We start from the raw sequence: 25,291 nt of genomic DNA on the forward strand, positions 1-25,291 counted from the left end.
AGTCGCCTGACCCCCGGAGCGAGCGCCTACTCACGATCACTAGCGTCGCGCTGGCCGTCACATCTCTTGCGGTGGCCGTCCTGGCCGCAACTTCGAACACCTTCGAGGGGTCTGGTGTTGGGGTTTCTATTCCATGGTGGATGATAGCCGCCGTCCCGGTTGTTTTTGCCTATGCCGGCTTCACAGCCTGGATGCTGACTCATCTGCGTCGCGTACGTCACTTCGACTTCCGACTCGCGATCACCGGGCAACCCGGATCTGGAAAGACGGTGTTCGCCAACCTCCTGTACGAACGGTGCATGAACGACCGGAATCCTTACGTGTCCTTCACTGCAGATTCGCGGAGCGCCATCGCAGTTTACCAAGCAATTCGGGGGATCGATCAAGGCGCGTGGCCGCAGTCTACTGGGCTGGGCAATGTGATCCAATATGACGGCGAACTTCAGTTCGGCAAAAGAACGGTCGTCGATCTAGAAATAGGCGATACGGCCGGGGAGCACTGGCTGGACCTTGCTACCGAAGGAAGTGATGGCGCCCCGGGATTCCTTGAGTATGTGGTTTCTGCGAGAAGCATTGCGCATATTATCTCGATCGAGGACCTCTATGCCGAATCGCATGACGCCGCCAGGTCGTATGCAGTGGCCGCTGGCATGAATCACGAAGTCCAGGACTTGCGTCTGGCTGCCCAACTCGCCCGGTCAGTCGAACGGCACAACGGCAGGGCGCTGCTCGTTATCTTATCGAAAGTTGACCTGATCATACCCGATCGCTTTTCTGCATCCACGAGCAGTGAGTTGTTTCGGGTCTTCCATTCGAAGGAATTACCTTCATCCAAGATTCTCCGCGAGATGGACCGCCTTGGAGATCACAGGATTTCAGAGCGATTGACATCCCTCGCGGCGGAGTTGCAGAACTCCTTCGACTCCGTGGATTTCTGTTTCTCGTCGACCCGTACTCTGCAGGGTGGCCAGTCTGTCTCCACCTCCGAGGTCAGTGAGAATGGTATAGATGTCCTTGAGTGGATATATGGCTCTTCCCAGTTGCGGTGGGGGTAGGGGTGTGACGCGCCGGGCGAGGCAGGTGCCGGGCTGAGAAGGGTCGAGGCCCTCAAGATCGGAGGCGACCAAGCACTCCGAAGACCTCGAGGACCTCGACGATGGACAACCCTACGTCGTGCTGCGCTGCGCTCGGCGCACACAGCGCGTACTGCGACAACTGCGACCTGCTGGTGGGCCTGGACGGCTATCACGTCCTGGACGTGGCGCGCGGCCCGGACGGGCTGGTGGTGAGGGTGGAGTCACCGCCGGGTCCGGTCGGGTGCCCGGACTGCGGAGTGCGCGCGGCCTCGCGAGGTCGGCGCGAGCACCGGTTGGTCGACATCCCGGCGTTCGGGACGCCGGTGCGGCTGGTCTGGGCGAAGCGGACCTGGGCCTGCCGGGAGGCGTCGTGCCCGAGGCGCTCGTTCACCGAGACCGACGAGACCTTGGCTCCACCACGCTCGACGTGGACGACCAGGGCGAGGTCCTGGGCGGTCGGGCAGCTGCGCCGTGAGCACGCCACCGTGCACGGCCTGGCCCGCCAGCTGGGCCTGGGGTGGGACACCGTCTGGTCCGGGATCGAGCCGATCCTGACGGCCGCAGCAGCCGACGAGACCCGCTTCGCGGGCGTGCAGACCTTAGGCGTGGATGAGCACGTGTGGCACCACGTCTCGACGAAGGCGCCCGAGGACGGTGGACGCGGACCGAAGGAGCTGACCGGGATGGTGGACCTGACGACCGATGAGAACGGGCAGGTCAGGGCACGTCTGCTGGACCTGGTACCGGGCCGCTCGAAGAAGGCGTACGCCGACTGGCTCACCGCACGGGGCCACGCCTTCACCGCCAGCGTCAAGGTCGCCACGCTCGACCCGTTCCACGGGTACAAGGCCGCCATCGACGACGAGTTGGCCGAGGCGACCGCTGTGCTCGACGTCTTCCATGTCGTCGCCCTGGGGACGAAGTGCGTGGACGAGGTCAGACGGCGGGTGCAGCAGGCGACCACCGGTCACCGCGGCCGCAAGGGCGACCCGCTGTACGGCATCCAGAACATCCTGCGCGCCGGCGAGGAGAATCTCACCGACAAGCAGCGCGCCCGGATCGAGCGGGCGTTCGCCGCCAACGAGGCCCACGAGGTGGTCGACCTGACCTGGCAGTGCGCCCAGCAGTTGCGCGCCGCGTACAAGCAGACCGAGAAGGCCGAGGGCCGCAAGCTCGCCGAGCGCATCATCGCCTCGTTCCCCTCCTGCCCGATTCCCGAGGTCGCCCGGCTCGGCCGCACCCTGCGCAAGTGGAGAGAGGCGTTCCTGGCCTACTTCACCACCGGGGCCACGAATGGCGGGACGGAGGCCATCAATGGACTGGTCGAGCTGCACCGTCGCCTGGCTCGAGGCTTCAAGAACCGATCCAACTACAGGCTCCGCATGCTCCTCATCGGCGGAGGGCTCAACCTATGACCCCCACCGCAACTGGGAAGAGCCGGATATATCGCGTGGCAGTACGAGACGGCCATTCGATTAGGTGATCACTCCAGAGCACGAGCCGCAAGCTTAGCGCGCCGGATCCGCAACGGAGATTGCGACCGGGCTGTCGACTTTGATGCTTTGCTGCATTGATACTCGCACCCAAGTTGCAGGCTCTCGTCGGGCCCCCCTTAACCCGGGTCGCGACCCTGCCAGGCCATAAGCTATTCGCCGTGTTCGACCGCGACGAGGGCCGCCCCAGGCATCCGGACATCGGCGTTATGTGGGTGATCGTTGTCAAGAGGCCTCGGTGGTGTCGAGGCCGGTGATGAGCTCGTCGTAGATCGCCGCGCGGCGGGTCTGTCCCTTGGCGCAGGCGTCGGCGCGCTGGGCGAGCAGCGCTGGACGGAACACGATGGTGGTCTGGAAGAAGGTGCAGGACTCGCAGATGCTCTCGTACTCGCAGTCCATGACCTTGGGCCTGGTGCAGTAGCCGTTGCCCAGGAGGCGGTGGTGCTCGCGGTTGAGGCGGGCCATGTTGGGTCCGAGGTCCTCGGCGGGCAGTTTCGCAGGTGCCGTGTAGAGGGCGTCGACCTTGGCGGCGACGGCGAAGTACTCCTGGGCGACGGTGCGGTTGGCGATCTTGGCGTAGACCAGGGTCATGTCCAGGGACTTGTGGCCGAGCATCGCGGCGATCGCCTCCAGCGACATGCCTCGGTTGATGGCCTGGGTGGCCAGGGTGTGCCGCAGCCGGTGCGGGTTGATGTGGCCCAGCCCGGCGGCCGCGCCGGCCTTGTTGATGAACCGGGTGACGGCGTGCCGGTCGAGCTGGCGGCCGTTCTCGTAGGGGATGAGCAGCTCGTGCCCAGGGGTGACGTGCGCGGCCCGGTAGGCGCCGATGAGCTCGACCAGGTGGGGGTGCAGGGGCAGGTATCGGTCCTCGTGCAGCTTGCCGACCGGCACGTGGAGCCAGTAGGTGTCACCGATGAGGACGACGGCGTCGGACCTCAGGGAGCAGTACTCCCCGACGCGCAGGCCGGTGCGCAGCAGGACCTCCACGGTCAGGCCGATGAGCTGGCGTCTGTCGGCCTGGGCGGCGCGCAGCAGCGCGGAGGCGGAGGGGTCGTCCAGGGCCTTGGGCAGGGCGTGGTCCTGGACGGGGATGTCGCCGTGGAACATCGGCACCCGGGACGGGGCCTCGGGCCATCCCCACTCGTCGATGCGCATGAAGAACATCCGCAGCACCCCGAGCCGCTGGGCGCTGGTGGCCGGGGCCAGGGTCGGTTTGTTCTGTCCCGGGCGGGCCAGCAGCCAGGGTTTGTAGCCTTCGATCTGGGGACGGCCGATCGCCGCGACCGTGCGCACCTGCGGGTGGCACTGGATCAGGTAGGTCGCGAAGGCCCGCAAGCACTGGTCGGTGTTGTGCACGCTGCCCGGGCGCAGGATGCAGGCGATCTGCTCGAGGTAGCGGACCATGACGTCGACGATGTCCGGGACGGCCTCGGTCAGCTGCTCCCAGGTCGCGAACGGGATCGCCGCGTACGGGTTGGGCGGGCGCAGCCGCCGGCGTCCGCGCCTCATGAGGACCCCCCGGGCAGCGCAGGTCCGGGACGGCCGGAGATGCTGGTGAAGACCCGGGCCGGGGTCGGTGGTGGTGACAGCGGTGGGTCGATGGCGAAGACCTGCGCATCGATGACCTCCGAGGCGGTGCGGTACTGGGTGGCGAGCCAGTCCTCGCCCAGGTGCAGGTAGATCCGGGTGGACTCGATCGAGGCGTGCCCGGCCTGTGCCTGCACCGCTTCCAGCGGCATGCCCGCGGTCCGCAGCCGGGTCAGGCAGGTGTGGCGCAGCTGGTGACAGGTCGCCCGGTCCAGCCCGGCACGGCGCCGGGCGCCCTCGAGGACCTCGTCCAGGCCGTCCGCGCTCAACGGGTGTCCGCGCCGGGGCCGTTTGAGGCAGACGAAGACGCGGTCGGTGCCGCCGTCGTCCTGGCCCGTGCCGGCCTCGGCGGGCCGTTCGGTGTTCAGGTAGGCGGCGAGGTGGACGAAGAACGCGGGCGCGATCGGCACGTACCGCTGGTGCCCGCCCTTGCCGTCAGCGACGAACACACGCCGCTCACCGGGTCGCAGGTCCTCCAGGCGCAGGCCCAGGACCTCGCAGCGCCGCAGCCCGCCCAGCAGCATCGCCGCGACCATGGCCCGGTCCCGGTGGGTACGCAGCGCCGCGACCAGCGCGTCGACCTCCGCCGGTGCCAGGATCCGCGGCAGCGTCCGAGGCGCACGCACCAGCGGCACCCCTTGACGGGGGCGGTTGCGTTCGCGCCGGGTCGGCAGCCCCCGTGGCACCGGGTTGCGGGCCACATCGCCGCGCACGCTCAGGAAGGCGTACAGCCCGCTGATCGTCGACAGGCGCCGCCGGACCGTCCGCAAGGACACCCCGCCCGGGGCGGGCGAGCCGTCGAGCCCGACCACCGGCAGCACCGGCCCGATCCTCGGCAGCCTCCTCAGCCCGGCACGCTGGGCGGTGATGAACGCCAGCACGTCCCGGCTCGTGACCTCCGCGACCGGCTTGTCCACCACGGTGAAGAAGACCTTCAGGTCATAGATCGCGGCGAGCACAGAGTTCGGCCGCGACCTGGACGCGAGGAAGTCCAGGAAGTCATCCAGCAACGGTTCGTCGAACCTGGCCGCTGGCGACCCCGGCAACCGCTCATCGACCGGCACGAACCTCAACGACAGAGCTGACATACAGCGCCTCCTCAGCGAGACGGACACCTGCAAAGTACAGGCGCCGGTGATCCGAAGATCACCCACATATCAAGCGGAGTCGTAATGTATCGACCGCCGACTGCGCGCGAGCGCCCCAGCTGCCCGCAGCTTGCCCAGAGCGTGCGGAGCCACGCTGCCCCATTCTGGGCGAAGTGACGCATCGGGGAGCGATCGCCCGGGGAGTTTCGCTCAACGGCCTACTGGCGGCTGGGCGTGATGAGACGCCCCTCCCAGTCGGGACCTCCGGCTCCCCACTCACTCTTGCGGGGGGCGGGCGAGTTCGGAGAGCTTCGCGGCGATCTCCGCGTCGCGGCCTTGGGCGGCGTGCTGGTAGCGAAGGGCGGCCGCGACGGTCGAGTGACCGAGACGTGCCTGGAGCTCGGCGAGGGTGGCGCCGGTCATGGCAGCCATGGTCGCGCCGGTGTGCCGGAGGTCGTGGATCCTCAGGTCCTCGCGGCCGGCGGCGGCTCGGGCCTTGCGCCAGGCCGTGTGCAGCACCGTCGGCTGCAGATGACGCTGGTGCTCCCGCATGGAGGGGAACAGCAGGGCGTCCGCTCCGGAGCGCACATGTTTCTCCAGGTGCTGCTCCAGCGCGGGAACGATGTGCGGGGGCACGCTCACCTCACGGGTGCCGGCGGCCGACTTCGGGGTGCCGATGATCGGCTGGCCCCTGACCCATGACACGGCCCGGGTCACCTTGACGACGCCGCGGTTCAGGTCGAGGTCCCGCCGGCGCAGCTCGAGCACCTCCCCACCCGCAGCGCGCACCACGCGCAGAGCAGCACGAGGGCGCCGAGCTGGTCCGGCATCTCCTTCACGAGCACGTCCAGCTCGGCGAGCGTCGCCGGGCGGATCTCCTTCTTGGTCGGCGGGTTGGAGGCGGCTCGGACGCGGCACGGGTTGCTGGTCAACAGCTCGTCCGTAACGGCGGTCGTCAGGACGGCCCGCAGCAACGCGTAGGCGCGGGCGTTGACCGTCGGGTGGTCCGGCGACAAGCCGGCCCACCACCGGCGCACGAGGGCCGGCGTGAGGTCGGAGACGAGCAGGTCGCCGAACTCCGGCTCGAGGTAACGGCGCAGCAGGTGCTCGTAGCCTTCGCGGGTCCGCGGCTTGAGGGACCGGTCGGCGAGCCACTGACGAGCAAACTCGGTGAAGGTCGGTGGTGCCAGGCGCTCGGCCAGCTCCGCCCGCCGCCTCGGGGCCACCCAGTCGTCGCGGCTCGCCAGCGCGCGCTCGTGGACCAGCCACGCCTCAGCGTCAGCCTTCGAAGCGAAGGTGTGGGGAGCAGTGTGCCGTCCCAGATCCGGACCGGTGTAGCTGGCCTGCCACCGCTTCGACGGCAGCCGCCGCAGTGCCCCGAAGCCTCGTCTCGATGCCATCGCGTCCCCATTTCGTGCAACATACGTGCAACAAGGGTGCCACTTCGTGACCACTTCTGACAACGGGTGACCAGATGGACGGCGGCCGCAATCGTGGCGTTTTCGCAGGTCAGAGGTCAAATCGCTGGTCAGGAGGAGAGCTGGCGAAGGGACTCGAACCCTCAACCACCTGTTTACAAGACAGGTGCGCTACCAATTGCGCCACGCCAGCCCACCGGCCCGGAGGCCGGCGGCGCTGTCGATGCTAACCCGGGGGCGGGCCCTCAGCCGACCTTCGTGAGGATGCCGCCGTAGATCCAGCCGGTGCTGGAGCCGCCGTCGAGCTTGACCCAGCCGTTGCTGGCCAGCGTGCCCTTGACCTGGGTGCCGTGGGCGGCACCGCCGATGACGGAGTAGGACGTGCCCGGGCCGGAGCGGATGTTCGCGCCGACGCCGGCGGAGACGCGCCAGGTGGCGGAGTCGCTCGGCGGCGGGGTGGGCGAAGGGGCCGGGCCGCCGGGGTCGGTCGTCGTGAGCGTGGTCAGGCTGATGAATCTGTTGTCCGCCATCTTCACCCAGCCGTTGCTCGCGGCACCGGTGATCTTGGTGCCCTTGGCGGCACCGCCGACGACGGCGTACTGCGTCCCGGGACCGGAGCGGATGTTCGCGCCGACCGAGGCCGAGACCCACCAGGTGCCGCCGTCGGCGGGCGGGGGCTGCGGGGCCGGGGGCGGCTCGGGCGCGGGCGTCCCGGGGTCGGTCGTCGTGAGCGTGGTGAGGCTGATCCACCCGGCCCGGTCGGCGAGCTTGACCCAGCCGTTGCTCGCCGTGCCGGTGATCTTCGTGCCGGCGCCCGCGGCGCCGATGACGGCATACTGCGTGCCCGGGCCCGAGCGGATGTTGGCGCCGACGGACGAGGAGACCCACCACGTGCCGGTCTCCCCCGGCGGCGTGGGAGCCGGCGGCGGCTCCTCCCCGGGGTAGGGCTCGCTCCCGTTCTGCAGGGTCAGCCCGGCCCGCACCGAGCAGACCGGCCACGCGCCGGGACCCTGCACCTGGAGCACGCGCTGGGCGACGGTGATCTGCTGGATCTTCGTGGCCTGGTGCGCGTAGGCGGCGAACTCCTGGCCGCCAAAGCCGACCCACGTCGGGTGCCAGAACTGCAGGCCGCCGTAGAAGCCGTTGCCGGTGTTGATGTGCCAGTTGCCGCTGGACTCGCACTGCGCCACCCGGTCCCACACGTTGTGGCCGTGGGCCTGGGCGGCCGGGGCGGTGAGGCCGACGGCGGCGACGGACGCGGCACCGGCCAGGGCGACGTGGCCCGTGCGGCGCAGGGACGTCCCGACGCGGGACGGGGCGCGGTGCCGGGCGGAGCGGGGCAGGCTGGGCATCGGAGGCCTTCCGGAGGTGGGACGAGTGTGACGCCTGGGACAAGACGCCCGCACCACGGTAGGGCAGTCGCACGGCGGACGGAAGCCAGTGTGATAAGCATCACGCGTGGCGGTGCCCTCTGAGGAGGGTCGGCAGGGCTAGGGCGCGCAGCTCGTCCCGCGGGCCCACGGCCCGGGGGACTCCCCCGCAGGGAGCCGCCGTCAGAGCCAGCTGAAGGGCAGCAGGTCCCACGGGGTGGAGCCGGGCGTCAGCGGCCACCACGACACGTGCTCCCCCGTCAGCACGGCCCACGCCAGCAGACCCGCCCCGCCGAGCAGGCTCAGCGTGGTCACCACCACGGTGGCGGCTCCGGCGGGCACGCTCCCCCGCACCAGCGTCCGTGACCCCCGGCGCAACGACGTGCTTCCCAGGCCCCACCAGCCGAGCCAGCCACCGACGAGCGCGCCCGCCCCGACGGCGAGCGGGTGGTCGGGTCCGACCCCGGCCATCACCTCGGTCGTGGTGACCAGGCCGGACAGCACGAGCGGCACGATGACGCCGATCGCCACCGGCAGCAGCAGCGACAGGACGGTCGACAGGGCGGCGGTCAACAGGTGCCAGGGCGAGGCCAGGACGGCCAGCGGGATGTCTCCCCGCCGCGGCCCGACCTCGTAGCGGCGCAGCACCAGCCCCGTCAGCGACCGGTCGACGGTCCGCGCGATCAGGCCCCACAGGGCGTAGAGCCCCCAGCCGAGCAGCGGGACGACGCTCGTGACGCCGACCAGGGCGACGAGCAGCGCCGCCAGCGTGCCGGCACGCGAGCTGCGCCCGATGCGCGGGTCCGGCGCGGGCGGGACACCCTGGGCGGGCAGGCCACCCGGCGCGGGCGGGGCACCCGCGTCGGCCTGCGCGGGCAGGGCCCCGGGAGCACCTGGAGCACCCGGGTCGCCCTGCTGCACGGGCTGCTGCGCAAACTGCCGCTCTGGGTATGCGGTTCGCGGCCCCTGCCCGTCCTGCTGCCGGGATCCCTGGTCGGGTGGCGCCCAGGGTCGGCCGCTCGGCGGCGCGGGCGGGCGCTGCGGCGCCCTCCGCGTCGGGTCCACCAGGCCGTGCACCCGGGTCAGCGCCGACGTGACGTCCTCGTGCCGGGCGTAGCGCTCCAGCGCGTCGAGCACCTCGTGCTCGTCGGGCCGGCGGGCGGGGTCGGGGTCCAGGGCGGCGGCCAGCAGCGGGCGCAGCCGCTCCTCCACCCCCTCGAGCTGCAGCCGGCCCCGGGTCACCCGGTCGAGCACGACGGTCACCGGCCCCCGGCCGAAGGGCGGGTGGCCGGAGGCGGCATACGCGAGCGTCGCGGCCCAGCCCCACCAGTCGGTGGCCTCGCTGACCGCCCCGCCCTCCACGACCTCCGGCGAGAGGTAGCCGGGGGTGCCCATGACCAGCCCGGTCGAGGTGAGCCGTACGTCGTCGGCCACCTGGGCGATGCCGAAGTCGATGACGATCGGCTCGAGCGCCCCGTCGCGCCGGACCATGAGCACGTTTCCCGGCTTGAGGTCGCGGTGCACGATGTCGACCTGGTGGATCGCGTGCAGCGCCGCCGCGAGCCCCCGGCCGAGCCGCAGCAGGTCCTCCCCGCGCAACGGGCCGTCCCGCTCCACCACCCGGTCCAGCGGCGGCCCGGGGACGAACTCGGTGACGATGTAGGGCGCGGACCCGTCGACGTCGGCGTCGACCACGGCCGCGACCCGCGGGTGGTGCACGCGGGCCAGGGTGTGCACCTCGCGCCGCAGCCGCTCGCGCGCCGAGTCGTCATGGGCGATGTGCGGGCGGAGCACCTTGACCGCGACCTCGCGGCCGTGCCGGTCCTGGGCACGCCAGACGACCCCCATCCCGCCCTCTCCCACCCGGTCGAGCAGCTCGTAGCCGCCCAGGGAACGGGGCACGACCACCTCGACCGGTGCGGTCGGGTGCCCTCCCTGGGGCAGCGGGTCGGTCTTCACGAGGTCCACGGTAGGTGCTCCGGATGAGTTGGTGGTGAGAGGCGGTCGGTGCCGGGCGCGCCGTCGGCGGGCCGCGGCTAGGGTGGAAAGGCAGGGGCTCGATGCACGACAACGAACGGAAGGGACACATGGTTTCGCCCGATCGGCGCACGTTCGACTTCGTCATCGCCGCCAACCGGCTGCCCGTGGACCGGCACGTCGACAACGACGGCGGCGTGGAGTGGCGGACCAGCCCCGGGGGCCTGGTCACGGCCATGGAGTCGGTCATGCACGGTCGCGAGGCGGCCTGGGTCGGGTGGGCCGGCTTCCCCGGGGAGGCGCCCGAGCCCTTCGACGACGACCAGCTGCGGCTCCACCCGGTGCCGCTGTCGGCCGAGGAGCTGCGCGACTACTACGAGGGCTTCTCCAACGACACCCTGTGGCCGCTCTACCACGACGTGATCGTCCCCCCGACCTTCCACCGCTCGTGGTGGAACTGCTACCGCAAGGTCAACGAGCGCTTCGCCGAGGCGGTGTGCGAGGTGGCCGCCGAGGGCGCGACCGTCTGGATCCACGACTACCAGCTGCAGCTGGTCCCCGCGCTCGTGCGCGACCGGCGGCCGGACCTGCGGATCGGCTGGTTCAACCACATCCCCTTCCCGCCGGTCGAGCTCTTCTCCCAGCTGCCGTGGCGCCGCGAGATCCTGCGTGGGCTCCTGGGTGCGGACTTCCTGGGCTTCCAGCGCCCCGACGACGCCCGCAACTTCATGCGCGCCTGCCGGGCCCGGCTCGGCACCACCACCGTGGGGGACCGCGTCGTCTGGCGGGGCGCCGACGACGACCGGCTCGGCGCGTCCCCTCGGACCGTCCGCGCCGCCGCCGTGCCCATCTCCATCGACGCCGACGGGCTGCGTGAGCTGGCCCGCCGGCCCGAGGTGGTGGAGATGGCCAAGGAGATGCGCGCGTCCTTCGGCAACCCCAAGGTGGTGCTGCTCGGGGTGGACCGGCTCGACTACACCAAGGGCATCCGGCACCGCCTGCAGGCCATCGGCGAGCTCTTCGAGGACGGCGAGATCTCGCCCCCGGACGTCACCTTCGTCCAGGTCGCCACCCCCAGCCGCGAGCGCGTCGACGCCTACCGCACCCTGCGCGAGCAGATCGAGGCCACCGTCGGCCGGATCAACGGCGACTTCTCCCACCTCGGGGACATCGCGGTCCACTACCTCCACCAGACCTACGACCGGCAGGACATGGCCGCCCTCTTCCAGGTCGCCGACGTCATGCTGGTCACCCCGCTGCGCGACGGGATGAACCTCGTGGCCAAGGAGTACGTCACCGCCCGGCACGACGGAGGCGGGGCCCTCGTCCTCTCGGAGTTCACCGGCGCCGCGGAAGAGCTGCGGCACGCCTACCTGTGCAACCCGCACGACATCGCCGGCCTTAAGGAGACGATCCTGCGCGCCGTCCGGGACAGCCCGCAGGAGAAGACGCGCCGCATGCGGGCGCTGCGCCGCCGGGTGCAGCGCAACGACGTGCAGCGGTGGGCCGACGACTTCCTCGCCGCGCTCGCGGCCGCGCCCGGCCGGCCCTCCCGCGAGGAGGCAACGGAATGAGCGCGCTCGACCCCGACCTGCGGAGCGCGCTGGCCACCTTCGCCGGCCACCCCCGCGTCCTGGTCGCCACCGACTTCGACGGGGTCCTGGCCCCGCTCGTGCTCGACCCCCTGGACTCCCGCCCCGTGGAGGGGGGTATGCCGGCGCTCGAGGGCCTTGCCGCCCTCCCCGGGGTCACGGTGGCGCTCGTGAGCGGCCGGGCCCTGGAGCCGCTGCGGACGCTCTCGGGCGCGCGGGACCCGCTCGTCCTCGTCGGCAGCCACGGCGCGGAGGACTCGCGGCGGGAGGGCGGTTTGGCCCTGGACGAGGAGCAGAAGGCACTGCTGGAGACCCTGTCCGGGGAGCTGGAGACCCTGGCGGCCGGCCACCCGGGCGTGCGCGTGGAGGTCAAGCCCGCCGCGCGGGTGGTGCACACCCGGGGCCTGGCCCCCGAGGTGGGTGGTCCGGCCCTGGAGGCGGCGCTCGCCCTGGGCCAGCGGCACCCCTCCTTGGTGGTGACGCCGGGCAAGGAGGTGGTCGAGCTCGCCGTCTCCCACGTGGGCAAGGGCCCGGCCCTGGTGGCGCTCGCCGACGAGGTGGGCGCGGACGCGACCCTCTACCTCGGCGACGACGTCACCGACGAGCAGGGCTTCGCCGCCCTGGCCGACGACCCGGACCGGGCGCGGGCCGCCCGCCGGCTTACCGTGCGCGTGGGTGACGGGCAGACTGTGGCGCAGCACCGCATACCGGATGAGCACGCGGTCGTCGAGCTCCTGGAGACGCTGCTGGCGGCCCGGCGCGAGGCCGGGCCGGCCCGCTGACCAGACCACCCGCTGGTCAGACGGTCGCCCCCGCGGCCTGCCGGACCCCCGTCGAGCGGCGCAGGATGAGCTCGGGCTCGAAGAGGTACTCCCGGTGCTCGCCGGTCCCTCCCCCGACCTCCTCGAGCACCGCCGCCACTGCGGCCTCGGCCATGCCGTCGACGTCCATCCGGATCGTCGTCAGCGGCGGGTCGACGAACCCCATGAACGTCGCGTCGTCGCTGCCCACGACCGACAGGTCCTCCGGCACGCTCAGCCCCAGCTGACGAGCCGCCCGGATCGCGCCCAGGGCCATGACGTCCGAGCCGCACACGATCGCGGTCGCCCCCCGCTCCACCAGCATCCGGGCGGCCGCGCCGCCGCCCTCAAGCGTGAAGATGGTGGTCGCCACGAGGTCGGCCGGGTCACCGGGCAGGTCGGCCATCGCCGCCGTGAAGCCCTCGATCCGGCGCTGCACGGGGACGTAGCGCTCCGGGCCGGTCGCGAAGCCGATCCGCTCGTGCCCAAGCTCCCGCAGGTGCCTCACCGCCAGGTGCATCGCGGTGACGTCGTCGTGGCTGATGAAGGAGGCGTCGATCCCCTCGCGCCAGCCGTTGACCAGGACGATCGGCAGTCCGCGCTCGCGCAGGCGGGTGTAGCGCTCGATCCCCGCCCGGGTGTCGGCGTGCTGCCCGCTGACGAAGACGATGGCGGAGACGCCCCGGTCCAGCAGCATCCTCACGTACTCGTCCTCGTGCACCCCGCCGGGCGTCTGGGTGCACAGCACGGGGGTGTAGCCGGCGGCCGCGAGCGGCGTCTCGATCTGCTGGGCGAAGACGGGGAAGACCGGGTTGGTCAGCTCCGGCACGACGAGCCCGACCAGCCCCGCGCTGGAGCGCTGCAGCTTGCTGGGCCGGTCGTAGCCGAGCACGTCCAGCGCGGTGATGACCGCCTGCCGGGTGCCGGCGGCGACCCCCGGACGGTCGTTGAGGACCCGACTCACGGTGGCCTCGCTGACGCCGGCGTAGGCGGCCAGGTCGGCCAGCCGGCTGCGGCCGGCCGCGGGGGGGACCGGCGTGGGGGCGCCGGGTTCGAGGTCGTCACCAGCCACCCCGGAAGTCCTCGGGCACCGGCTGCCAGGCCGGAGCCGCCGTCGTCCAGGTCCACACCTGCACGCCGGGCCCGTCTGCGCCGACCACCAGCCCGGTCTCCCCCACGGTGACGCCCCCGCCGTGGGCCGCGGCCCCGGCTGCCGCACCGGGGACCGAGGCCCACGGGACCTCGACCGGGGCGTGGGCCGCGCGCGCGACGTGGACCAGGGCCGACTGCTCGGGGTGCTCCCGCACGAAGACCATGGCGTCACCCTCGGCGTGGAGCCACCGCATGCTCCCGGAGGACAGCGCCGGGCTGGAGCGGCGCAGCGCGACGAGGGCACGGTAGTGCGCCAGGAGGTTCTCGTCCCACAGGTCGGGGTCGGTGCTGCCCCACGGCATCGGCCGGCGTCCGTGCTCGCCGAAGTCACCGCGCATCCCGATCTCGTCCCCGTAGGTGATCATCGGGATGCCCGGCACGGTGAGCAGCAGGCCGGCGGCCACCTTGACGTGGTCGAGGTCGTCCCCGACGAGGGTGCGCACCCGGGTCGTGTCGTGCGAGCCGACGAGGGTCATGCTGTGGACCAGCGAGCGCCACGGCACCAGCGCCGAGAACTGCCGGATCGTGTCCGCCACCAGGTCCGCGCCCAGCCGCGGCGCGCGCAGCGGGCTGCCGAGGAACTTGGGGGCGAAGCCGACCGCCCGCAGCCACGTCCACAGCGGCCGGGTGAAGCCGGAGTAGTTCATCACCCCGTGCCAGCCGTCGCCGAGCGCGTCCCGGCTGTGGTCGTGGGTGTGCTCGGCGACCAGGAGGCCCTCGCCACCGGTCGCGCGGTCGACGGCCGCGCGGGTCTCGCGCGCCACCTCGTGCGACAGGTCGGTCTCCTTGTAGCGCCCCGTCATGTTGGCCACGTCCACGCGCCAGGCGTCCAGGCCCTTCCCGGGGCCGAGCCACCGCTCGATGACCGAGTCGGGCCCCTCGGTGAGGGCCGCGCGCAGGGCGGGGTTGCGGTGGTCCAGCTTGGGCAGGCTCTCCACCCCCAGCCAGGTGACCCACTCCCCCGGCGTCCTGGGGTCCCGCACGTACCACCCGCCGTAGGGACCGTCCGGGTCCTGCCGGGCTGCGACATACCACTCGTGGGCGTCGCCGGTGTGGTTGAGGGTGATGTCGCCCATCACCCGCAGCCCGCGGTCGTGCGCGGCCCGCTGCAGGCGCAGCAGCGCCTCCGTCCCACCCAGCACGGGGTCCACGGTGTCGAAGGTCGACGCGTCGTAGCGGTGGTTGGAGCGGGCGGGGGAAGACCGGGGTCAGGTAGAGCACCGTGGCGCCCAGGTCGACGAGGTGGTCGAGATGCTCGGCCACGCCGTCGAGGGTGCCGCCGAAGACCTGGCGGGGGCCCTCGTCCTTGCGGGTCGTGACGGGCTCGTCCCAGCGTGCCGGGATCGCCCAGTCGGGCAGGTCGGTGCGCGGACCGCCGGGATCGCCCCCGGGCTCGACCGAGGCGTCGCGGGCGAACCGGTCAGGGAAGACCTGGTAGACCACGGCCCCCTGCGCCCACGCGGGCGGCGCGGGGAAGGTGACGATCCGGAAGTCCTCGGCGTCCGGGACGTCCCGCAGGTGCATCCCGCTCGCGGTGAGCCACCGGTATGCCGGGGGGCGCTCCGGGTGGTCCTCGTCCCCCTCGGCGTCGCCGGCGGAGTCGAGCAGGAAGCGGTAGTTGGTGACCGGGTTGTGGCAGCGCACCTCGGCCTGCCACCACCGCTCGTGCTCGTCCTCGTGGACGACCCGGGCGTCGGTGAAGAACTGCTCCCCGTCCGGGGTCGTCCGCACGTGCACCGCCGTGACCCGGGCCGCGTGCGGGACGCGGACCCGGACCCCCACGACGGCGCCCGGGGTGGGGGTCTGGTCCGAGACGTAGAGCGGCGACCCGTCGTGATGGGGCTCGACCGCGGAGATCACTTGACGGAGCCGCCGGTGAGTCCGCCGATCAGCTGCTTCTGCAGCGCCAGGTAGACCAGGACGACCGGGAGCGAGGCGAGCAGCGCTCCGGCCACGAACTGCCCGAAGTAGCGGTTCTGATCGGCGTTGCGTGTCGCCCACAGCCCGACGGCCAGCGTCTGGTTGTCCGAGCTGCTCAGGAAGATGCTGGCCAGCAGGAACTCGCCCCACAGGCCCACGAAAGCCAGGATGCCCACGGTCGCCAGGATCGGACGGACCAACGGCAGGATGATGGTGAAGAAGACCCGCGCGTGGCTGGCACCGTCGATCTTCGCCGCCTCGTCCAGCTCCTTGGGGATGGTGTCGAAGTAGCCCTTGAAGAGCCAGATGTTGCTGCCCATCGCCCCGCCCAGGTAGACGAGCAGCAGGCCCCAGATGGTGTTGAGGCCGATCCCGGGCAGCACGTTGCCGACGTTGGCGAAGGTGATGTAGAGGGCGACGAAGGCCAGCACCGCGGGGAACATCTGCACGAGGAGGATGAAGAGCAGGCCGAAGCGCCGGCCCGTCCAGCGCAGCCGCGAGAAGGCGTACGCGGCGGCCGCACCCAGCAGCAGGGTCGCCGCGGTGGCGACGACGCAGATGATGAGCGAGTTGCGGTACCACGTCCAGTAGGGGCGGGCGGGATCGCTGAGGAGCGCGTCGAAGTTGCGCATCCCGGGCCGGGTCGGCAGCAGGCCCGACGTCGACAGCGTCCCGGCGTTGTTGAACGCCGAGGAGACGATGAAGATGATGGGGAAGAGCGCGAACGCGAGGGCCAGGAGCGCCAGCGCGTGCCGCCACCAGACGTCGCGGAAGGATCCCTTGCGGGCCATCCGCGACCCCCGGGGGGCCCTGGAGGCCTTGGTGTCGAGGGTGCCGCCGGCGCCGCGGTCGGAACCGTGCGCGTCGACCGTGCCGAGGGTGGGGTCGGTGTCACCGGGCATCGTCATGTCAGTTCACGTCCTCGAGTGCCTTGGTCTGGCGGAAGCCCAGGTAGCTGATGACCGCGACCAGGAAGAAGATGATCACGGAGATGGCCGACGCGAACCCGAAGGACGGGGTCACACCGCCGAGCGCGAGCCGGTAGGCCAGCGTGATGAGCAGGTCGGTCGAGCCGATCTGCGCCTGGCCGCCGACGAAGGGCCCGCCCTCGGTGAGGAGGAAGATCAGGCCGAAGTTGTTGAAGTTGAACGCGAACGAGGCGATCATCAGCGGCCCCACCGCCACCAGCAGCAGCGGCATGATCACCGAGCGGATGGTGCGCAGCGGGCCTGCCCCGTCGATCGCCGCGGCCTCGCGGACATCCGTGGGGATGGCCTGCAGCGCGCCCGTGCAGACGATGAACCAGTAGGGGAAGCCGAGCCACAGGTTGGTCAGGAGCACCGCCGTGCGGGCCCAGTTCGGGTCGCCGAGCCAGTTGATGTTCAGCCCGAAGAGGTTGTTGATGAGGCCGAACTCCTGGTTGAACATCGAGGCCCACACCAGCGCCGTCACGTAGACGGGAAGCGCGTAGGGCAGGATCAGCAGCGAGCGGTAGATGGCCTTGCCCTTGAGCCGCTCGTCGTTCATCAGCAGCGCGATCGCCATACCCAGCAGGAAGGTGCTGGCCACGGTGAAGGCCGCGAAGAAGACGTTCCAGATGAAGATCTTGGTCAGCCCGTCCCGCAGCGTGGGGTTGGTGAAGGCGTCCGTGTAGTTCTGGAGCCCGACGTTCTCTCGCCAGCCCTGCGGCAGGGCGGCCCCCTCCCCACCCTCGGGCACCCACTGGGCGTCCTGGGCCACGTAGACGGTGCCGGTCACCCGGTCGACGATGGTGTCGCTCTCCTCGTCGTAGACCCGGGTCGGCTGGCCCACGAAGGCCTCGGACAGGCCGACCGCCCGGACACCACCGGTGGTCTCGCCGGTCTCCTCGTCGATGATGGGGACACCGAACTCGTTGAGGTCCGCGGACCGCGCGTTGACCTCCTGCGGGGTGAGGGTCACCCATCCCGGCGCGGAGATGATCCGGCCCGTCATCCCCGCCTCCACGCCCTCCGCCGGCAGCGGCTCCAGACCGTCGATGGTGCCGACGAAGTACTCGCCCTCCGGGCTGGTCAGCAGGTAGGCCAGGTCACCGGTCTGCGGGTCGCTGCCCTCGGGCACCGCGTAGTTGAGCGCGTAGCGCTCGGCACCCTCCACCTCACGGACCGAGTTGGCCTCGATCGAGGCGATCGACTCCTCCTTGCTGAAGAGGTGGCCCGCACCGTAGTTGGTGAACGACATGCTCACCGTGTAGAGGAGCGGCCAGATCTGCAGCGCGAGCATGAGCAGCACACCCGGCAGCAGGTACTTCAGCGCGGATCGCGCGGCGCGTGGCGTAGACGGCGACGATGCAGATGGCGACGAAGGCGGTCAGGCTGACCATCAGCCAGTGGCCCGCCTCGATCAGCTGCTGCGCGACATACGCGAGCACGAGCAGGGCGAGGACGATGAGCCCCCACCGGACGAGCTGCACCCACACCGGGGTGCGCTGGGCGAACTCGAGGTGATCCTCGTCCAAGGGTTTCAGGCTGCGCAGCGCGGCTTCCGTCTCGGCACGCTTGCGAGAGGGTTGGGACATCGTCGTCTCCATCGGGTTCGGGCCGGGACCCCGGCGTCCGGGTGGTGCGGTGCGACCGCCCCGGGGAGGGGCGGGGGGGCGGGCCGGCCCGGCGCCCGCTCGCGCGGACGCCGGACCGACCCCGACGGTCTCAGACCGTCATCGACCGATGTTGCCCTCGATCTCCGACTGGGCGGCCTGCAGGCGCTCGGCCGGGTCGTCGCCACCGACGATGTCGGCCGTCGCCTGGCCCAGGGGGCCCCACACGGCGTTCATCGCGGGGATGTTCGGCATCGGGGAGGCGCCCTCACCGGCGGCCGACCAGGCCGCGATGTCGGCGTCCTCGCCGGAGACGGTCTCCAGGGCGCTGATCAGCGCCGGGGGACGCTGGCCGGCCTCGAAGAGGGCGAGCTGCATCTCCTCGTTGGTGACGTAGGTGTTGACGAACTCCTGCGCGAGGGCGGCGTTCGCCGCCTTGGCCGAGACGTAGAACATCTGCACCCCGAGGAACGGGATCGTCGTGCCGCCGTCCTCGAAGTCCGGGATGGGGTCGACCGCGTACTCGATGTCGGCGCCCTGGACGTTCGGGATGGCCCAGGGGCCGGCGACCATGTAGGGGGTCCGACCCTCGGCGAACAGCGACTCCATCGTCGGGAAGTCGATGTTGACGTTGAGCGCGCCCTCCTCGGCCAGCCAGGCGATCTTCTCGCCACCCTGGATCGACTCCTCTGAGCCGACGATGACGTTGTTGGGGTCCCAGCCACCGTCCTCGTTGGTGCCGAAGATACCGCCGCCGTAGGCGGACAGGTAGGGGAACGCGTGGTAGGCGTCGCCCTGCTGGCCCACCGGGGTCACCATGACCTGGTCGGCGTCGCCGGCCTCGACGAGCTCCTTGCCGGTCGCGACGAGCTCCTCCATGGACGCCGGGGCGTCGGGGGCCAGCGCGGTGTTGCGGATGAGCCCCAGGGACTCGGTGGCGTAGGGGACGCCGTAGATCTGCCCGTCGTACTTCGTGGCCTCGAGGGAGTCCTCGGTGAAGAGGGCCTGGGTGTCGGCCGACATCTGGACCGGGGAGACGATGCCGTCCTGGACGAACTCGCCCAGCCAGTCGTGGGCACCCACGACGATGTCCGGGCCCTGGTCGACGTTCGTGGCGTCCTTGAACTGCTGGCGCACGTCGGTCGCGACCTGCACCTGGGTGGTGATGCCGAACTCCTCGCCGAACTGCTCGGCCCACTCGGTGAGGATCGGGGCGCGGACGTCGTCGGCCCAGATCACCAGCTCGGCGTTGGCGTCGCGGACGGGCGCGGCCTCCTCCTCCTCACCCTCGCCCTCGGCGGCGGCCTCGGTCTCCTCGGACTCGTCGCCCGCAGCCTCGGTCTCCGCGGACTCGTCCGTCGCGTCGTCAGCCGCGTCCTCGACAGCGGAGGTCGCGTCGTTCGCGGTCTCCTCGGTCTCCCCGCCGCCGCAGGCGGCGAGCAGCAGAGCGGCGGACGCGGTGAACGCGACGGCACCGGTGGTGCGCTTCATGGTTCTCCTTCGAACAGGTGAAAAGGTGCCCGGTCCCGAGGTGGGACGGAGGGCGTGCCTGCCAGTATGCTCCGCCGAAAGGCGGCTTGCAAGTTCTTGCAGGAACAAATTCAGGCCCGTGCTACGGTGATCTTCGTCACCGGCAAGGGCGCCGCGCACGCCATACCCATCGTCTGTCGTGGACGTCGCCGTCGGAGGCACGCACCACGCCCGTCCGCACCCCGCGGACGGGTTCCTTTACAACGGATCGTCCGGCACGTACCTGCCGGTGAAGGAGCACAGCAATGGCAACCGTCACCTACGACGAGGCGACCCGCATCTACCCCGGTGCCGACTCGCCCTCCGTCGACAAGCTCAACATCGAGATCGCCGACGGCGAGTTCCTCGTCCTCGTCGGCCCCTCCGGCTGCGGCAAGTCCACCTCGCTGCGCATGCTGGCCGGCCTGGAGGAGGTCAACGGCGGACGCATCCTCATCGGGGACCGCGACGTCACCCACATGCCGCCCAAGGACCGCGACGTCGCGATGGTCTTCCAGAACTACGCGCTCTACCCGCACATGACGGTCGCGGACAACATGGGCTTCGCCCTGAGGATCGCCGGCAAGAACAAGGCCGAGATCCGCGAGCGCGTCGAGGAGGCCGCCAAGATCCTCGACCTCACGGACTACCTCGAGCGCAAGCCGAAGGCGCTGTCCGGTGGTCAGCGCCAGCGCGTGGCCATGGGCCGGGCGATCGTGCGCCAGCCGCAGGTCTTCCTCATGGACGAGCCGCTGTCCAACCTGGACGCCAAGCTGCGCGTGCAGACCCGCACCCAGATCGCCTCGCTGCAGCGCCGCCTGGGCGTCACCACCGTCTACGTCACCCACGACCAGGTCGAGGCGATGACGATGGGCGACCGCGTGGCGGTCCTCAAGGACGGCATCCTGCAGCAGTGCGACGCGCCGCGGCACATGTACGACCACCCCAACAACGTCTTCGTGGCCGGCTTCATCGGCTCCCCCGCGATGAACCTCATGACCGTGCCGGTGGCCGACGGCGGGCTCCGCCTCGGTGACTACGTCCACCCCGTCGAGCGCGGTCTGCTCTCCGGCGTCGGCAACGAGGTCGTCCTGGGTGTCCGCCCCGAGGACGTCGAGCTGTCCGACTCCGGCCGCGGCCTGCCGATCGAGATCGACGTCGTCGAGGAGCTCGGCGCCGACGCCTACATCTACGGCGAGCTGCCCGGCGCCTCGGTGACGGACAAGCCGTTCATCGCCCGCGTCGACGGCCGCACCCCGCCGAAGAAGGGTGAGGTCGTGCACTTCCAGCCCAAGGGCGACCACGTGCACCTCTTCCACGCCGAGACCGGCGAGCGCATCGGCAGCTGACTCGTCCCTCCCCGCCCCCCTCTCCACCGGCCGCGTCCTGTGGTTGCCCCCGCAGCCACCGGACGCGGCTTGTGGTTGCTCCCTGGGGCACCGGCCGCGGCTTGTGGTTGCCCCTGAGGCGACCGGCCGCGGCTTCTGGTTGCTACCTCAGTGACCGACCGCCTCCCGTGGTTGCCCACAGCCCTGTCCTCGCGGTCGCTCCATCCACAGCCGGGAGCTCGGGCCTTCCGCGCGACGCTCCGATCGGCCCACCGTGGCTGCATGGACCTCGCACGGCTCCCGCCCGACCCCTTCAGGTATGCAGACGCCCTCGCCGCCGGACTGAGCCGGCAACAGCTTCGCACCTCCGTCCGCCGGGGCGACCTCTTCTCCCCGGCCCGAGGGTGGTACGCCCGCGCCGGCCCCCAGATCTCACTGGGTGAACGGTGGGAAGCGACTCGCGAGGACCACCTACGCAGGTTGCGGGTCGCACTCCATACCTATGCAGGATGCGTGGCCAGCCATGACAGCGCCGCGATCCTGCACGGTCTGCCGATCATGCTGTCGCCAGGGGCCGAGGTCCAGCTCGTCCATGTCGATGACCGCCCGGTCTCCCGGCGGCTGCCGGGTGTCGTCCTCCATCACAGCGAGTCCGTCCCGCTGGAGCCGGTGCTTGTCGACGGTCTCCGGACGACCGCCGTGCCGAGAACCATCGCCGACGTCATGCGGACCAGGCGGCCACCGCACGCCCTGGCCGTCCTGGACCAGTCGCTGCGTCAGGGACTGGTCGCGCTCGAGGATGTCCGGCACGAGCTCGCCGTGCAGAAGCGATGGGTCGGCAAGACGCGGGCCAGGAAGGTCCTCGAGCTCGTCGACCCCGCTCGGGAGAGCTGGGCGGAGTCCTACTCCTACGGCGTGCTGGCTGAGATCGGGTTTCCCATGGCGATCCCGCAGGTCGACATCCTGGACGAGGCGTTCGACTTCGTGGCCAGGGTGGATGGGTTGCTCGACCACGAAGGGGTGTTCTTCGAGGTCGACGGCGAGGCCAAGTACTTCCTCGGTGAACCCGGGGCGGAGCCCGAGGAGACCGCCCGGCGCCGCCTGATGGCGGAGGAGAGACGGCATACCCGGCTCGAGGGGCTGGGGCTCGTCGGCGCCCGGTGGACACCGGCGCTCGCCATGCGCTCGGCGGTCGAGGTGAGCGGGAGGGTGAACCGGGCCATCGCACGAGCCAGGGGCAGGACCTTCACCGGGTGGGTCCGGTGGCAGGGCCGGCTGTGCAAGCTGCCACTGCTGCCACGGTCTCAGAGCAACCACACCACGCGGCCGGACGGGGTTAGAGCAACCACACCACGCGGCCGGACGGGATGAGAGCAACCACACCACGCGGCCGGTGGGGGTGAGAGCAACCACACCACGCGGCCGGACGGGATGAGAGCAACCACACCACGCGGCCGGTGGGGGTGAGAGCAACCACACGAGGCGGCCGGACGGGGTGAGAGCAACCAGACGAGGCGGCCGGTGGGGAGTTGGTGAGAAGGTGGTGCCCATGGCCCTCGACATCACCGCGGTGAAGCCGGACCCGGCGCTGTTCGACCTGCCGTGGCAGCTGCCCCTGGAGGAGTGGCCCGAGGACCACCTGGCGGCCCTCCCCCGGGGCATCTCGCGGCACGTGGTCCGCTTCGTCCGGCTCTCCGGGCAGGTCATGGCGGTCAAGGAGATCGACGAGAAGCTCGCCCGCCGTGAGTTCCTCACGCTGCGCAGCCTGCGCCGCATGGACCTTCCGGCTGTCGAGCCGCTGGCGGTGGTCTCCGGCCGGACCGCCGCGGACGGGTCCGCCCTGGACGCGTGCCTGGTCACCCGGCACCTGCGCTTCTCCCTCCCCTACCGCGCCGTCTTCTCCCAGCGGCTGCGACCCGACACGGCCCGGCGCACCCTCGACGCCCTGGCCGTCCTGCTGGTCCGGCTCCACCTGGCGGGCTGCTTCTGGGGTGACGTGTCCCTGTCCAACACCCTCTTCCGCCGCGACGCGGGTGAGTACGCCGCATACCTCGTCGACGCGGAGACCGCCGAGCTGCACCCGACCCTGTCCCGGGGGCAGCGCGAGCACGACCTCTTCGTCGCCCACGGCAACATCGCGGGGGAGCTCATGGACCTCGAGGCGGGCGGCCAGCTCGACGAGGGCGAGGACCCGATCGAGATCGCCAACCGGGTCATGCACCGCTACGACCTGCTGTGGAACGAGCTCACGGGCGAGGAGCGCTTCGAGCGGGGTGACCGCTGGCGGGTCGACGAGCGGATCCGGCGGCTCAACAACCTGGGTTTCGACATCGACGAGCTGGAGATGAGCACCGACGTCGACGGCACCACCATCCGGATCCAGCCGAAGGTCGTCGACGCCGGCCACCACTCCCGCCGGCTCATGCACCTCACCGGTCTGGACGTGGAGGAGAACCAGGCCCGCCGCCTGCTCAACGACCTCGACTCCTACCGCGCTGCCACCGACCGGCTGGCCGACGACGAGGAGCTGGTCGCCCACGACTGGCTCGTGCGGATCTACGAGCCCATCACCCGCTCCGTCCCCCGCGAGCTGCGCGCCAAGCTGGAGCCGGCCGAGCTCTTCCACGAGCTGCTCGAGCACCGCTGGTACCTCTCCGAGCGCGCCGGCCACGACCTCACCCTTGAGGAGACGGTCGCGGACTACGTGCGGACGGTGCTGCCCGACCGCCCCGACGAGGTCGCCGTCGTGGGCGTCGACACCGAGGAGATCCCCATCCAGGCGCAGCTGGGGGACCGCACGACCTAGCAGGTATGGGGTCCCGCGGCCGGGGAGATGACGCCCCCGGGCGAGGTCGGTTGGCCGCGTGCACGCCGCGGGCGAGGGCCATACTGCCCGTGTGCCCATGACTCGTGTGCGCGCCGCAGCCGTCCTCGCCGGCACCCTGCTGCTGACCGGGTGCGGGGTCGACATCCCCGCCGACCCGGACGGCACGCTGGCGGCGATCGAGCGGTCCGGCGAGCTCGTCGTCGGCGTCTCCCCCCACCCACCGTTCACGACGCTCCCCGGGTCGCCGGACGGGCCGCCGGGCGGGACCGAGGTCGAGCGGGTGACCAGCTTCGCCGAGTCCCTCGGCGCCGAGCCCGTCTGGGTGGTCGGCGGGGAGGAGGAGCTGGTCCGCCGGCTGGAGGAGGGTGAGATCCAGGTCCTCGTCGGAGGGCTGACCGACAAGAACCCGCACCTGACGAGGACCGGCACTACCCGCCCCTACCTCACCACCACCGAGGACGGCAGGAAGGTCAGGCACGTCATGGCGGTCGTGCCCGGTGAGAACGCCCTGCTCAGCGCCCTCGAGCGCTTCCTCGACGGGGAGAGCCCGCGATGAGCTCCCGCCACGGCTCCTACTTCGGCGCGACCGAGCTCCCGGAGGACATGCAGCGCGTCCTGCGCAAGGCCCGGCGCCTCGAGATCGTCTCGATCGTCTACATGCTGAGCGTCATCGCCGTCATCTACCTGGTCATGGGCAGCTCGCAGGCCATGCGGGCCGCGTGGGTCGAGGACCTGCTCTCCCTCGTGCCGCCGATCGCCTTCCTCGTGGCCGCGCGGGTCGCCGCCAGCCGGCCCGACCGCAAGCATCCCTACGGCCGGCACCGCGCCGTCGCCGTCGGTCACCTCGTGGCGGCCGTCGCGCTTGCAGCCATGGGCCTGCTGCTCACCTACGAGTCGCTCTCGGGGCTGCTGCAGCGCGAGCACCCGCCGATCGGCACGATGCAGGTCCTCGGCCAGACGGTGTGGGCCGGCTGGCTGATGATCGCGGCGCTGGTCTACGGCGGCATCGGGCCGATCATCCTCGGCCGGCTGAAGAAGCCGCTCGCCGAGCAGCTGCACGACAAGGTGCTGCACGCGGACGCGGACATGAACAAGGCCGACTGGATGACCGCCGGGTCCGGCATCCTCGGCGTGCTCGGGATCGGTATGGGGCTCTGGTGGGCGGACGCCGCTGCCGCGCTGGTCATCTCGCTGTCGATCGTCAAGGACGGCTGGTCCAACCTCAGGGCCGCGGTCGCCGGTCTGACCGACACCACTGCCCGCACCGTCGACGACAAGCACGAGCACCCGCTCGTCGGGCGGATCGACGACTACCTGGAGTCCCGGCCCTGGATCGCCCAGCACCGCAGCCGGGTGCGGGACATGGGCCACGTCTTCCAGGTCGAGGTCCGCCTCGTCCCCCGGGGCGGGCAGGTCGACCTCGCGCGGCTGCACCAGGTCACCGAGGACCTGCGGGCCATGGACTGGAAGCTCGACGACGTCACCGTGAGCCCCGCCCTGCGCATCGACGAGGGCGAGACGACGTCGGCGCCCGCGGACTAAGGGGGGCCGTCCCGGACCTCCCGGGCGCGACCGGTCG

20 protein-coding genes, 1 tRNA gene and 1 pseudogene are annotated in these 25,291 nt (G+C 71.2%); 9 read left to right on the forward strand and 13 right to left on the reverse strand.

The genetic code is table 11. From position 1 onward, the window contains the following. Positions 1–71: 71 nt before the first annotated feature. Complete coding sequence (locus E3Z34_RS14320; RefSeq protein WP_158288697.1) at positions 72–1,055, forward strand: TRAFAC clade GTPase domain-containing protein; 984 nt, start codon at positions 72–74, stop codon at positions 1,053–1,055. Positions 1,056–1,156: 101 nt separating this feature from the next. Then, entirely contained in the window at positions 1,157–2,491 is a 1,335-nt protein-coding gene (locus E3Z34_RS14325) for an ISL3 family transposase (RefSeq protein ID WP_194092415.1), read from the forward strand. Between the two features lie 303 nt (positions 2,492–2,794). Here E3Z34_RS14325 and E3Z34_RS14330 read toward each other — a convergent pair whose 3' ends face one another. From E3Z34_RS14330 to E3Z34_RS14355, 7 genes are all read right to left on the reverse strand, one after another. Further along, positions 2,795–4,078 carry a tyrosine-type recombinase/integrase gene (locus E3Z34_RS14330; RefSeq protein ID WP_134774149.1) on the reverse strand — a complete coding sequence of 428 codons (1,284 nt, stop codon included), beginning with the start codon at positions 4,076–4,078 and terminating at the stop codon, positions 2,795–2,797. Further along, positions 4,075–5,166: a tyrosine-type recombinase/integrase gene (locus E3Z34_RS14335; protein ID WP_238695197.1), complete on the reverse strand. Its 1,092-nt coding sequence runs from the start codon at positions 5,164–5,166 to the stop codon at positions 4,075–4,077. The genes E3Z34_RS14330 and E3Z34_RS14335 overlap by 4 nt, the downstream gene beginning before the upstream one ends. 354 nt (positions 5,167–5,520) lie before the next feature. After that, on the reverse strand, positions 5,521–6,012 hold the full coding sequence (locus E3Z34_RS19155) for a tyrosine-type recombinase/integrase (protein WP_238695198.1): 492 nt from the start codon (positions 6,010–6,012) through the stop codon (positions 5,521–5,523). Next, positions 5,979–6,644, reverse strand: coding sequence for an N-terminal phage integrase SAM-like domain-containing protein (locus tag E3Z34_RS19160; RefSeq protein ID WP_238695199.1), 666 nt, complete (start codon positions 6,642–6,644; stop codon positions 5,979–5,981). Before E3Z34_RS19160 ends, E3Z34_RS19155 begins: the two co-directional genes overlap by 34 nt. 138 nt (positions 6,645–6,782) lie before the next feature. Further along, positions 6,783–6,855, reverse strand: a tRNA-Thr gene (locus tag E3Z34_RS14345). Positions 6,856–6,907: 52 nt separating this feature from the next. Further along, positions 6,908–8,014 (reverse strand): transglycosylase family protein, encoded by a 1,107-nt coding sequence (locus E3Z34_RS19925; protein WP_134774151.1) that lies wholly within the window; start codon positions 8,012–8,014, stop codon positions 6,908–6,910. Positions 8,015–8,215: 201 nt separating this feature from the next. After that, positions 8,216–9,991 (reverse strand): serine/threonine-protein kinase, encoded by a 1,776-nt coding sequence (locus E3Z34_RS14355; RefSeq protein ID WP_134774152.1) that lies wholly within the window; start codon positions 9,989–9,991, stop codon positions 8,216–8,218. A gap of 128 nt (positions 9,992–10,119) precedes the next feature. On the opposite strand from E3Z34_RS14355, the gene E3Z34_RS14360 reads away from it, so the two are divergent. Together E3Z34_RS14360 and otsB are read left to right on the forward strand one after the other, a co-directional pair. After that, on the forward strand, positions 10,120–11,583 hold the full coding sequence (locus tag E3Z34_RS14360) for an alpha,alpha-trehalose-phosphate synthase (UDP-forming) (RefSeq protein WP_134774153.1): 1,464 nt from the start codon (positions 10,120–10,122) through the stop codon (positions 11,581–11,583). Next, positions 11,580–12,383, forward strand: coding sequence for a trehalose-phosphatase (otsB, locus tag E3Z34_RS14365; protein ID WP_134774154.1), 804 nt, complete (start codon positions 11,580–11,582; stop codon positions 12,381–12,383). Before E3Z34_RS14360 ends, otsB begins: the two co-directional genes overlap by 4 nt. A 16-nt stretch (positions 12,384–12,399) precedes the next feature. Here the strand turns inward: otsB and E3Z34_RS14370 are convergent, their stop codons facing one another. The 6 genes and pseudogenes from E3Z34_RS14370 to E3Z34_RS14390 form a co-directional block, all read right to left on the reverse strand. After that, positions 12,400–13,473, reverse strand: coding sequence for a LacI family DNA-binding transcriptional regulator (locus E3Z34_RS14370; RefSeq protein ID WP_202976963.1), 1,074 nt, complete (start codon positions 13,471–13,473; stop codon positions 12,400–12,402). After that, positions 13,463–15,077: pseudogene (locus E3Z34_RS19175) on the reverse strand (glycoside hydrolase family 13 protein). Before E3Z34_RS19175 ends, E3Z34_RS14370 begins: the two are co-directional and overlap by 11 nt. Positions 15,078–15,409: 332 nt before the next feature. After that, complete coding sequence (locus E3Z34_RS14380; protein ID WP_134774155.1) at positions 15,410–16,381, reverse strand: sugar ABC transporter permease; 972 nt, start codon at positions 16,379–16,381, stop codon at positions 15,410–15,412. A gap of 1 nt (position 16,382) precedes the next feature. Continuing rightward, the gene (locus tag E3Z34_RS14385) at positions 16,383–17,693 is read right to left on the reverse strand and encodes an ABC transporter permease subunit (protein ID WP_238695201.1); all 1,311 of its coding nucleotides are present in this window, start codon (positions 17,691–17,693) and stop codon (positions 16,383–16,385) included. Beyond that, positions 17,611–18,042 (reverse strand): hypothetical protein, encoded by a 432-nt coding sequence (locus E3Z34_RS19185; RefSeq protein ID WP_238695202.1) that lies wholly within the window; start codon positions 18,040–18,042, stop codon positions 17,611–17,613. Before E3Z34_RS19185 ends, E3Z34_RS14385 begins: the two co-directional genes overlap by 83 nt. 126 nt (positions 18,043–18,168) lie before the next feature. Next, positions 18,169–19,539, reverse strand: coding sequence for a sugar ABC transporter substrate-binding protein (locus E3Z34_RS14390; RefSeq protein ID WP_134774156.1), 1,371 nt, complete (start codon positions 19,537–19,539; stop codon positions 18,169–18,171). 284 nt (positions 19,540–19,823) lie between these two features. Here E3Z34_RS14390 and E3Z34_RS14395 point away from each other — a divergent pair, with 284 nt between their 5' ends. From E3Z34_RS14395 to E3Z34_RS14415, 5 genes are all read left to right on the forward strand, one after another. Further along, positions 19,824–20,906 carry an ABC transporter ATP-binding protein gene (locus E3Z34_RS14395; RefSeq protein WP_134774157.1) on the forward strand — a complete coding sequence of 361 codons (1,083 nt, stop codon included), beginning with the start codon at positions 19,824–19,826 and terminating at the stop codon, positions 20,904–20,906. Positions 20,907–21,398: 492 nt separating this feature from the next. After that, complete coding sequence (locus E3Z34_RS14400; protein WP_134774158.1) at positions 21,399–22,256, forward strand: hypothetical protein; 858 nt, start codon at positions 21,399–21,401, stop codon at positions 22,254–22,256. Positions 22,257–22,434: 178 nt separating this feature from the next. Continuing rightward, positions 22,435–23,691 carry a DUF4032 domain-containing protein gene (locus tag E3Z34_RS14405; RefSeq protein ID WP_134774159.1) on the forward strand — a complete coding sequence of 419 codons (1,257 nt, stop codon included), beginning with the start codon at positions 22,435–22,437 and terminating at the stop codon, positions 23,689–23,691. Between the two features lie 97 nt (positions 23,692–23,788). Then, positions 23,789–24,268: a transporter substrate-binding domain-containing protein gene (locus tag E3Z34_RS14410; protein WP_134774924.1), complete on the forward strand. Its 480-nt coding sequence runs from the start codon at positions 23,789–23,791 to the stop codon at positions 24,266–24,268. Next, complete coding sequence (locus E3Z34_RS14415; protein WP_134774160.1) at positions 24,265–25,254, forward strand: cation diffusion facilitator family transporter; 990 nt, start codon at positions 24,265–24,267, stop codon at positions 25,252–25,254. The genes E3Z34_RS14410 and E3Z34_RS14415 overlap by 4 nt, the downstream gene beginning before the upstream one ends. Positions 25,255–25,291: the final 37 nt, after the last annotated feature.

Origin of the sequence: Ornithinimicrobium flavum, from assembly GCF_004526345.1 — a bacterium.
GTDB lineage: Bacteria > Actinomycetota > Actinomycetes > Actinomycetales > Dermatophilaceae > Ornithinicoccus > Ornithinicoccus flavus.

Coding starts and splice junctions, on each gene's coding strand:
- E3Z34_RS14325 (WP_194092415.1), top strand. CDS start 1,157: ATGGACAACCCTACGTCGTGCTGCGCTGCGCTCGGCGCACACAGCGCG.
- E3Z34_RS14330 (WP_134774149.1), bottom strand. CDS start 4,078: ATGAGGCGCGGACGCCGGCGGCTGCGCCCGCCCAACCCGTACGCGGCG.
- E3Z34_RS19160 (WP_238695199.1), bottom strand. CDS start 6,644: ATGGCATCGAGACGAGGCTTCGGGGCACTGCGGCGGCTGCCGTCGAAG.
- E3Z34_RS19925 (WP_134774151.1), bottom strand. CDS start 8,014: ATGCCCAGCCTGCCCCGCTCCGCCCGGCACCGCGCCCCGTCCCGCGTC.
- E3Z34_RS14360 (WP_134774153.1), top strand. CDS start 10,120: ATGGTTTCGCCCGATCGGCGCACGTTCGACTTCGTCATCGCCGCCAAC.
- otsB (WP_134774154.1), top strand. CDS start 11,580: ATGAGCGCGCTCGACCCCGACCTGCGGAGCGCGCTGGCCACCTTCGCC.
- E3Z34_RS14380 (WP_134774155.1), bottom strand. CDS start 16,381: ATGACGATGCCCGGTGACACCGACCCCACCCTCGGCACGGTCGACGCG.
- E3Z34_RS14385 (WP_238695201.1), bottom strand. CDS start 17,693: ATGTCGTTCACCAACTACGGTGCGGGCCACCTCTTCAGCAAGGAGGAG.
- E3Z34_RS19185 (WP_238695202.1), bottom strand. CDS start 18,042: ATGGAGACGACGATGTCCCAACCCTCTCGCAAGCGTGCCGAGACGGAA.
- E3Z34_RS14390 (WP_134774156.1), bottom strand. CDS start 19,539: ATGAAGCGCACCACCGGTGCCGTCGCGTTCACCGCGTCCGCCGCTCTG.
- E3Z34_RS14395 (WP_134774157.1), top strand. CDS start 19,824: ATGGCAACCGTCACCTACGACGAGGCGACCCGCATCTACCCCGGTGCC.
- E3Z34_RS14405 (WP_134774159.1), top strand. CDS start 22,435: ATGGCCCTCGACATCACCGCGGTGAAGCCGGACCCGGCGCTGTTCGAC.
- E3Z34_RS14410 (WP_134774924.1), top strand. CDS start 23,789: ATGACTCGTGTGCGCGCCGCAGCCGTCCTCGCCGGCACCCTGCTGCTG.
- E3Z34_RS14415 (WP_134774160.1), top strand. CDS start 24,265: ATGAGCTCCCGCCACGGCTCCTACTTCGGCGCGACCGAGCTCCCGGAG.